This window comes from Martelella sp. UBA3392, assembly GCF_002358775.1.
GTDB classification, from domain to species: Bacteria; Pseudomonadota; Alphaproteobacteria; order Rhizobiales; family Rhizobiaceae; genus Martelella; species Martelella mediterranea.
The window spans coordinates 1-8,120 of sequence record NZ_DEPM01000161.1 but is presented as its reverse complement, the minus strand read 5'-3'; the positions used below and the strand labels follow the sequence as shown (position 1 = coordinate 8,120).

The following is an 8,120-nucleotide window of genomic DNA, read 5'->3' as shown; positions in this document are numbered from 1 at the left end:
ATCTCTCCCTCAAGGGGAGAGATTTTAAGGTGCAAGGATTTCAGACCGCTGACGCCCCTTCCCTTGACATCGCCGCCGCAAAGGCGAAGGAAAGGTGGCGAAAAACGAGACGATATTTGAAGATGATCGAAACCACCGCCGCCCTTGCCGAGGCTTGCGCCACGCTTGCTAAATCCGACTTCGTCACGATCGACACCGAATTCATCCGCGAAAGCACGTTCTGGCCGGAACTGTGCCTGATCCAGATGGCGAGCCCCGATCTGGAAGTGCTGGTGGACCCGCTGGCAAAGGGCATCGACCTCAAGCCATTCTTCGAGCTGATGGCCGATGCCTCGGTGGTGAAGGTTTTCCACGCCGCGCGGCAGGACCTCGAGATCGTCTATCATCTCGGCAACATGCTGCCCTCGCCGCTGTTCGACACCCAGGTCGCCGCCATGGTCTGCGGCTTCGGCGACAGCGTGTCCTATGATCAGCTGGTCTCCCGCATCACCGGCGCGCATATCGACAAATCCTCGCGCTTCACCGACTGGCGCGCCCGTCCGCTCAACGACAAGCAGCTTTCCTATGCGCTGGCCGACGTCACCCATCTGCGCGACGTCTATCTGAAGCTCAAGGAGCAGCTTGAAAGCGGGGGCCGCACCGACTGGGTAGAGGAGGAAATGGCGATCCTCGAAAACCCGCAGACCTACGACCTGCCGCCGGAAATGGCCTGGACGCGGCTGAAGCTCCGCATCAAGAAGCCGATCGATTTCGCGGTGATGCAGAAGGTCGCCGAATGGCGCGAGACCGAGGCGCGCGAACGCAACCAGCCCCGCCGCCGGGTGCTGAAGGACGACACGATCTATGAAATCGCCCAGCAGCATCCGACCGAGCCGGAGGCGCTGGCAAAGCTGCGGATGATCCCCAGGGGCTGGGAACGCTCGCAGCCGGCAGCGGGCCTGCTGGAGGCGGTCAAGACGGCGCTCGCCATTCCCAAGGCCGACCTTCCGCGCCTGCCCCGCCAGCCGCATATGCCCGAAGGGGCGGCTGCGGCCGCCGAGCTTTTGAAGGTGCTGCTCAAGATCGTCGCCGAGCAGAACCAGGTCGCCGCCCGCGTGATCGCCTCCTCCGACGATCTCGACAAGATTGCGGCGGAGGGCGAAAACGCCGATGTCGAGGCGATGAAGGGCTGGCGGCGCAAGCTTTACGGCGAGCCGGCGCTGAGGCTTCTGAACGGCGATGTCGCGCTGCGCTTCATCGACAAGAAGGTCGAGATGATCGAGGTCTGACACGAAAGCTTCATCGCTCCGTGAAATCGCCGACATAAGCAGGCGCTAACGCTCCCCGTGTTTCCAACACACGGGGATATTTCATGAAGACCATCTTTCTTGCCGCTGCCGCCACGCTTATGGCCGGCACGGCCCTTGCCGACGACACGCAGTTCCAGGCAACGCTTGCAAGCCACGCCATCCTGCCGGCAAACACCATCATCGCCGCACCGGCGGACGCGCCCGCCTATATCCAGACATCGGCGAAATTCCTGAAGCCCGGCCAGCCGCGCGTCGCCGAAATCGGCAGCGTTCCCGGCATGTCCGCCAAGCGCGAGACCGGCCTTGCGACGCCGTTCGACGGCCAGCCGGTGCAGGGCTTTTCCGGCATCAAGGCCATGGGTGACGGCACCTTCTGGTCGCTCTCCGACAATGGTTTCGGCTCCAAGGCCAACTCGTCCGACGCCGCGCTGATGATCCACCACATCGCCTTCGACTGGGATGCCGGCACGGTCGATCGCAAGGAAACCATTTTCCTTTCCGACCCCAACATGGTCGCGCCGTTCCCGATCGTGCTCGAAGGATCCGACAGCCGCTATCTCACCGGCGCGGACTTCGACATCGAATCGATCCAGCCGGTCGAAGACGGCTTCTGGATCGGCGACGAACTCGGCCCCTATCTGCTGAAGTTCAATACGGCGGGCGAACTCCAGGCCGTCTATGAGACACTCGCCGACGGCAAGCCGGTGATGTCGCCCGACAACGTCTCGCTGTCGCTGCCGAACCCGGGCGGCGAGATGCCGGCCTACAACCTGCCGCGCTCCGGTGGCTTCGAGGGCATGGCGATCTCGCCGGATGGCGCGCATCTCTACGCGCTGCTCGAAAAGCCGATCGTGACCGACGGCAAGCCGGAAATGGCTGATGGCAAGCCGGCGCTGCGCGTGCTGGAATTCGACACCGCCGCCCACGAATGGACCGGCCGCTACTGGCTCTATCCGTTCGCCGATGGCGGCACCAATATCGGCGATTTCAACATGATCGACGCCACCACCGGCCTCGTGATCGAACGTGATGGCGGCGAAGGCGACCCGTCGATGGCCTGCGCCTCCGACACCGCCACCGGCTGCTTTGAAAAGCCCGCCATGCTGAAGCGCATCTACAAGATCGAGATGAACGACGACAACGTCAACGGCGCCGCCCGCAAGATCGGCTATATCGATCTGATGGCGATCGCCGATCCGAACGGCGTTGCCCGTCAGGGCGGCAAGGACGGCGTCTACACCATGCCGTTCGTGACCATCGAGGACGTTGACGTGATCGACGCCAACCACATCATCGTCGGCAACGACAACAACCTGCCGTTCTCGGCCGGCCGCAGCCTCAACGCCGCCGACGACAACGAATTCGTGATCCTCGAAGTCGCCGACTTCCTGAACGCGAAGTAAATCTCGGGCGCCCGGCTGCCATGGCGGCCGGGCGTCTCCTCACGGGTGCATCTTCGCGCCCTTGGTGATCTTGTCGGCGATCTTCTTCTCCGCCCGAAAGGCGATGCCGACCACCTTCGCGTCCTCCGGCGAAAATTCTGCGAAAACGGCCCGATTGGCGGCGTCATGGCCCGTCGAAAACATCTCCTCGATATAGAGCGCCGCCGACACGCCGCGTTCCAGCGCACGGCTCTGCACCTTCTTCAACGTGTCGCCATCGGCCCCGAGCACGATGATCGGCTGAGCGCAGAGCGGGTGATAGACATTCCCCGCGCCGTCCCTGTAGTCTTCCCCCAACAGACCCTCTACCGCGCCGGCGACGCCGGTCGCGAGAAAGGCGGTGACGTTGAGTTTCTGCCATTGAGCGAGATCCTCGCGCACGACGATGACGAATTTGGTGTCGAACATGAATGCGAACTCCGGGAAGGGATTTGAACGGTCGGGCGCCATCCTAGCGAAAGCGAAGGGCGGCGATCTTGAACGTTCGTGCAGGCGTGACGCGATCTTCGCCGCCCCCGCCGAGGATGGCATCGAGCGGCTGGAGGCGCGGTTTTCCGGCAACGGCTTTGCGCCGCACCGCCACGACACCTATGCGCTGGGACTGACCATGGCCGGCGTCCAGACCTTTTCCTATCGCGGCGCGGCGCGCTTTTCGACGCCCGGCCGGCTGATCATCCTGCACCCCGACGAGTTGCATGACGGCGGCGCCGGCGGCGAGGACGGGCTCACCTACCGCATGATCTACCTGCCGCCGGAAAAGATCATGACAGCCGTGGATGGGCTTGCCGCTGCCCTCCCCTTTGTCCGCGATCCCGTGGCCGAGGACGCGCCGCTGAGAGCAAGCCTGATCGAGGCTCTCGACGAACTCGACGGCGAAATGGGCGAGCTGAAGCGCGACGGCCTGATCGCCGAGATCGCCCATCACCTGCTGCGCCTCGGCGACGCCCGGGGCCGTGCGGCAAAATCCCTCGACCGCCGGGCGCTCGCGCTTTGCCGCGACTTTTTGAGCGAATGCGCGGAGGACGCGATCAACTCGCAGCGGCTGGAAGAGATCGCCGGCCTCGACCGGTTCACGCTCGCCCGCCAGTTCCGCGCGCTCTACGGCACCAGCCCGCACCGCTACCTCGTCCAGCGACGCCTTTCACGGGCAAGGGCGATGATCATTGCGGGCGCGCCGCTGGCCGAGGCAGCGATCGCCGCAGGCTTTGCCGACCAGAGCCACATGACCCGGCATTTCGCCAGAACATACGGAATGCCGCCCGGGCGGTTTCGGACGCTGACCCTTGCCGCGCGCGCAGAGCGGCAGCGGAATTCCGCTTCCCTCGAAACCGCCGCAGGTTGAGGAACTGAACGCGAATTCCCGCCTTAAATGCGGGGCAATCGCTACAAAACTGCTATATGTCATAGTATCGTTGCCAAACTGGGCTAAGCGGCAAATGATCAACGACCGCGTGCCGATATCCGGCCAGCAAGAGGAAGAACGCACATCATGAACGACCTGTCTTCGAGCGTTTCGGAAATCGTCGAATTGGGCGCAGCCGAGGATCTTTCCAAAAGCCCGGCGCGGTTCATCAATCGCGAGTTCTCCTGGCTGCAGTTCAATCGCCGCGTGCTTGAGGAAACCCTGAACCCGGCGCATCCGCTGCTGGAACGGGTGCGGTTCCTGTCGATCTCCGCCGCCAATCTCGATGAGTTCTTCATGGTCCGCGTCGCCGGCCTCGAAGGTCAGGTCCGCCAGGGCGTCACCATGCTTTCCGCCGACGGCAAGACGCCGTCCGAGCAGCTTGCCGACATCCTGCGCGAAATCGACAATCTGCAGATGGAGCAGCAGGCCGCGCTCGCCGTGCTGCAGCAGTACATGGCCAATGAAGGCGTGATGATCGTGCGCCCGACGGTGCTGTCCGACGAGGACCGGCTGTGGCTCACCAATGAATTCGAGCAGGGCATTTTCCCGGTCCTGACGCCGCTTTCCATCGATCCGGCGCACCCCTTCCCGTTCATTCCCAATCTCGGCTTCACCATGGGGCTTCAGCTCGTCAGCCGCCACGGCCGCGAGGCGATGAACGCGATGCTGCGCCTGCCGCCTTCGATGAACCGCTTCATCCGCCTGCCGGATCTCGACGGCGCGATCCGCTATATCACTATGGAAGACGTGATCGGCCTGTTCATCCACCGGCTCTATCCGGGTTACGAGGTGCAGGGCTACGGCACGTTCCGCATCATCCGCGACAGCGATATCGAGCTGGAGGAAGAGGCGGAGGATCTGGTGCGCTATTTCGAAAGCGCGCTGAAACGCCGCCGCCGCGGTTCGGTAATCCGCATCGAGACCGACAGCGAGATGCCGGCATCGCTGCGCCATTTCGTGATCCATGAACTCGGCGTGCCGGAAGACCGTGTGGCCGTGCTGCCCGGTCTGCTGGCGCTCAACACGCTGTCGGAAATCACCAAGGCGCCACGCCCCGATCTCCTGTTCAAGCCGTTCAACCCGCGCTTTCCCGAACGCGTCCGCGAGCATCTCGGCGACAGTTTCGCCGCGATCCGCGAGAAGGATTTCGTGGTCCATCACCCTTACGAATCCTTCGACGCCGTGGTCCAGTTCCTGATCCAGGCCGCCCGCGACCCGAACGTGCTGGCCATCAAGCAGACGCTCTACCGCACCTCCAATGACAGTCCGATCGTGCGCGCGCTGATCGACGCCGCCGAAGCCGGCAAGTCCGTGACGGCGCTGGTCGAGCTCAAGGCCCGCTTCGACGAGGAAGCCAATATCCGCTGGGCGCGCGATCTGGAGCGCGCCGGCGTGCAGGTGGTGTTCGGCTTCATCGAGTTGAAAACCCACGCGAAACTTTCCATGGTGGTGCGCCGCGAGGAGCATAACCTCAGGACCTACTGCCATATCGGCACCGGCAACTATCACCCGATCACGGCCAAGATCTATACCGACCTGTCCTATTTCACCTGCAATCCCGAGATCGCCAACGACGTCGCCGAAATCTTCAACTTCATCACCGGCTATGGCGAGCTCGAGGAAAACATGCAGATCGCGGTGTCGCCCAAGACGCTGCGGCCGCGCATTCTCCAGCATATCGAGGAAGAGATCGAGCATGTCAGGAGCGGCCTTCCCGGCGCGATCTGGATGAAGATGAACTCGCTGGTCGATCCCAAGATCATCGACGCGCTTTACCGCGCCAGCGGCGAAGGCGTGCAGATCGATCTCGTGGTGCGCGGCATCTGCTGCCTGCGCCCGCAAGTGCCGGGGCTTTCGGAAAACATCCGCGTCAAGTCGATCGTCGGCCGTTTCCTGGAGCATTCCCGGATCTACTGCTTCGGCAACGGCCACGGCCTGCCGTCGGAAAACGCCCATGTCTATCTCGGTTCCGCCGACCTGATGCCGCGCAACCTCGATCGCCGGGTTGAAACGATCGTTCCCGTCACCAACCCCACCGTGCATGAACAGGTTCTGTCCCAGATCATGCTGGGCAATATCATTGACAATCAGCAGAGCTACGAGATACTCCCCGACGGAACCTCGCGGCGGACGGAACCGCGCGAGGGCGAGGAACCGTTCAACGCGCAGGAGTATTTCATGACCAATCCGAGCCTGTCCGGCCGCGGAGAAGCCCTGAAATCAAGTGCGCCGAAGCTCATCGCCGGCCTGCTTTCGGGCCGCACCAAATAAGCCGGGTATTTATGGTCGAATCTGAAGCGCAGGGGCGCCTTCGCGGAATCTCCCCTGTCTCCGTGGTCGATATCGGATCGAACTCGGTTCGCATCGTCATCTATGAAGGCCTGTCGCGCGCGCCGACCGTGCTCTTCAACGAAAAGGTCCTGTGCGGCCTCGGCCGCGGCATTGCCGCCAGCGGCAAGATGAACGAGGAAGGCGTGGAGCGGGCGCTGAGGGCCCTGAAACGCTTCAGGGCGCTTGCGAGCCAGGCCCGCTCCGTCACCATGCATGTTCTGGCCACGGCGGCGGCGCGCGAGGCCAGCAACGGCCCGGCCTTCATCGAGGCGGCCGAGAAAATCCTCGGCATCGATGTCCGGGTCCTGACCGGCCGCGAGGAAGCGCTTTATTCCGCTTACGGCATCATCAGCGGCTTTCACCAGCCGGACGGGATCGCCGGCGACCTCGGCGGCGGCTCTCTCGAACTCATCGACATCAAGGACAAGACCTATGGCGACGGCATCACGCTGCCGCTCGGCGGCATCCGCCTTTCGGAGCTTTCGGAAGGCTCGCTGGCAAAGGCGCGCAACTTCGCCAAGAAACAGGTCAAGAAGGTCACTTTCCTGGAAAAAGGCCGCGGCCGCACCTTTTATGCCGTCGGCGGCACCTGGCGCAACATCGCCAGGCTCCATATGGAGATCAACAATTATCCGCTGACGATGATGCAGGGCTACGAGATCGGCTTCGACGAGATGATGGCCTTTCTCGACCGCATCGGCGCCGACGAGGAGCAGAAGGACCCGGCCTGGCAGGCGGTTTCCAAGAACCGCCGCATGCTCTTGCCCTTCGGCGCGATCGCGATGCGCGAAGTTCTGAGCGTGATGCAGCCGAAGACAATCAGCTTTTCCGCGCAAGGCGTGCGTGAGGGCCTGCTCTATTCGCTGTTGAGCGCGGAGGAACAGGATCAGGACCCGCTGCTGGTCGCCGCCCGGCAACTGGCGCTGCTGCGCGCTCGCTCGCCCAAGCACGCAGCCGAGATTGCCGCCTGGACCGGGCTGATGCTGCGCCGCTTCGGCATCGAGGAAACGCCCGAGGAGGCGCGCTACCGTCAGGCTGCCTGCCTGCTCGCCGATATCAGCTGGCGCGCCCATCCCGATTTCCGCGGACGACAGTCGCTGAACGTGATCGCCCACTCGGCGCTCACCGGCATCACCCATCCCGGCCGCGCCTTCATCGCGCTCACCAACTACTACCGTTATGAGGGCCTGCGCGACGACGACCATACCGACGGTCTGGGAACGATCGCGACGCCCGCATTACTGGAGCGCGCCAAGCTGCTCGGCGGCCTCTTGCGCGTCGCCTACCTGTTCTCCGCCTCCATGCCCGGCATCGTCGGCGCGCTCGACTTCCTGCCGGCGAAGGACAAGGAATTCGATCTGGAACTCGTCGTGCCGGAGCAGCACGCCGATTTCATCGGCGAGCGCGTGGAAGGCCGCCTCGACCAGCTTGCCAAGCTCACCGGCAAGAAGCTGACGATCGCCACGACGTGATACGGTTCTGATCGAGATCGGGGCCCGCGCTTACGGCATGGGTCCAGTTTGCTGACAAACCTCTCACCATATTCCGCGTCATCCTCGGGCTTGACCCGAGGATCCAGGCCGCCTGGCAAGGGTTCGTTATAAAGCTTCGCAAATTCAGCGACTTAAACCGCCTGGATGCTCGGATCAAGTC

The 8,120-nt window shown here is 63.3% G+C and carries 6 protein-coding genes; 5 read left to right on the top strand and 1 reads right to left on the bottom strand.

Annotation, left to right across the window (positions count from 1 at the left end):
- The first annotated feature begins 122 nt into the window (after positions 1–122).
- Both rnd and B4E36_RS12250 read left to right on the top strand, forming a co-directional pair.
- Positions 123–1,268: a ribonuclease D gene (gene rnd, locus B4E36_RS12255; protein WP_292052117.1), complete on the top strand. Its 1,146-nt coding sequence runs from the start codon at positions 123–125 to the stop codon at positions 1,266–1,268.
- Between the two features lie 83 nt (positions 1,269–1,351).
- The gene (locus B4E36_RS12250; RefSeq protein WP_292052113.1) at positions 1,352–2,692 is read left to right on the top strand and encodes an esterase-like activity of phytase family protein; all 1,341 of its coding nucleotides are present in this window, start codon (positions 1,352–1,354) and stop codon (positions 2,690–2,692) included.
- 39 nt (positions 2,693–2,731) lie between these two features.
- Here the strand turns inward: B4E36_RS12250 and B4E36_RS12245 are convergent, their stop codons facing one another.
- Positions 2,732–3,139 carry a DUF2000 family protein gene (locus tag B4E36_RS12245; protein WP_292052111.1) on the bottom strand — a complete coding sequence of 136 codons (408 nt, stop codon included), beginning with the start codon at positions 3,137–3,139 and terminating at the stop codon, positions 2,732–2,734.
- Here B4E36_RS12245 and B4E36_RS12240 point away from each other — a divergent pair.
- The 3 genes from B4E36_RS12240 (at position 3,138) to ppx (ending at position 7,939) form a co-directional block, all read left to right on the top strand.
- Positions 3,138–4,073, top strand: coding sequence for an AraC family transcriptional regulator (locus B4E36_RS12240; RefSeq protein ID WP_292052108.1), 936 nt, complete (start codon positions 3,138–3,140; stop codon positions 4,071–4,073). The two genes, B4E36_RS12245 and B4E36_RS12240, sit on opposite strands and share 2 nt — an antisense overlap.
- Before the next feature lie 147 nt (positions 4,074–4,220).
- Complete coding sequence (locus B4E36_RS12235) at positions 4,221–6,407, top strand: RNA degradosome polyphosphate kinase (RefSeq protein ID WP_292052106.1); 2,187 nt, start codon at positions 4,221–4,223, stop codon at positions 6,405–6,407.
- Between the two features lie 11 nt (positions 6,408–6,418).
- Positions 6,419–7,939, top strand: a complete 1,521-nt coding sequence (ppx, locus tag B4E36_RS12230; RefSeq protein ID WP_292052105.1) for an exopolyphosphatase — start codon at positions 6,419–6,421, stop codon at positions 7,937–7,939.
- Positions 7,940–8,120 lie beyond the last annotated feature (181 nt).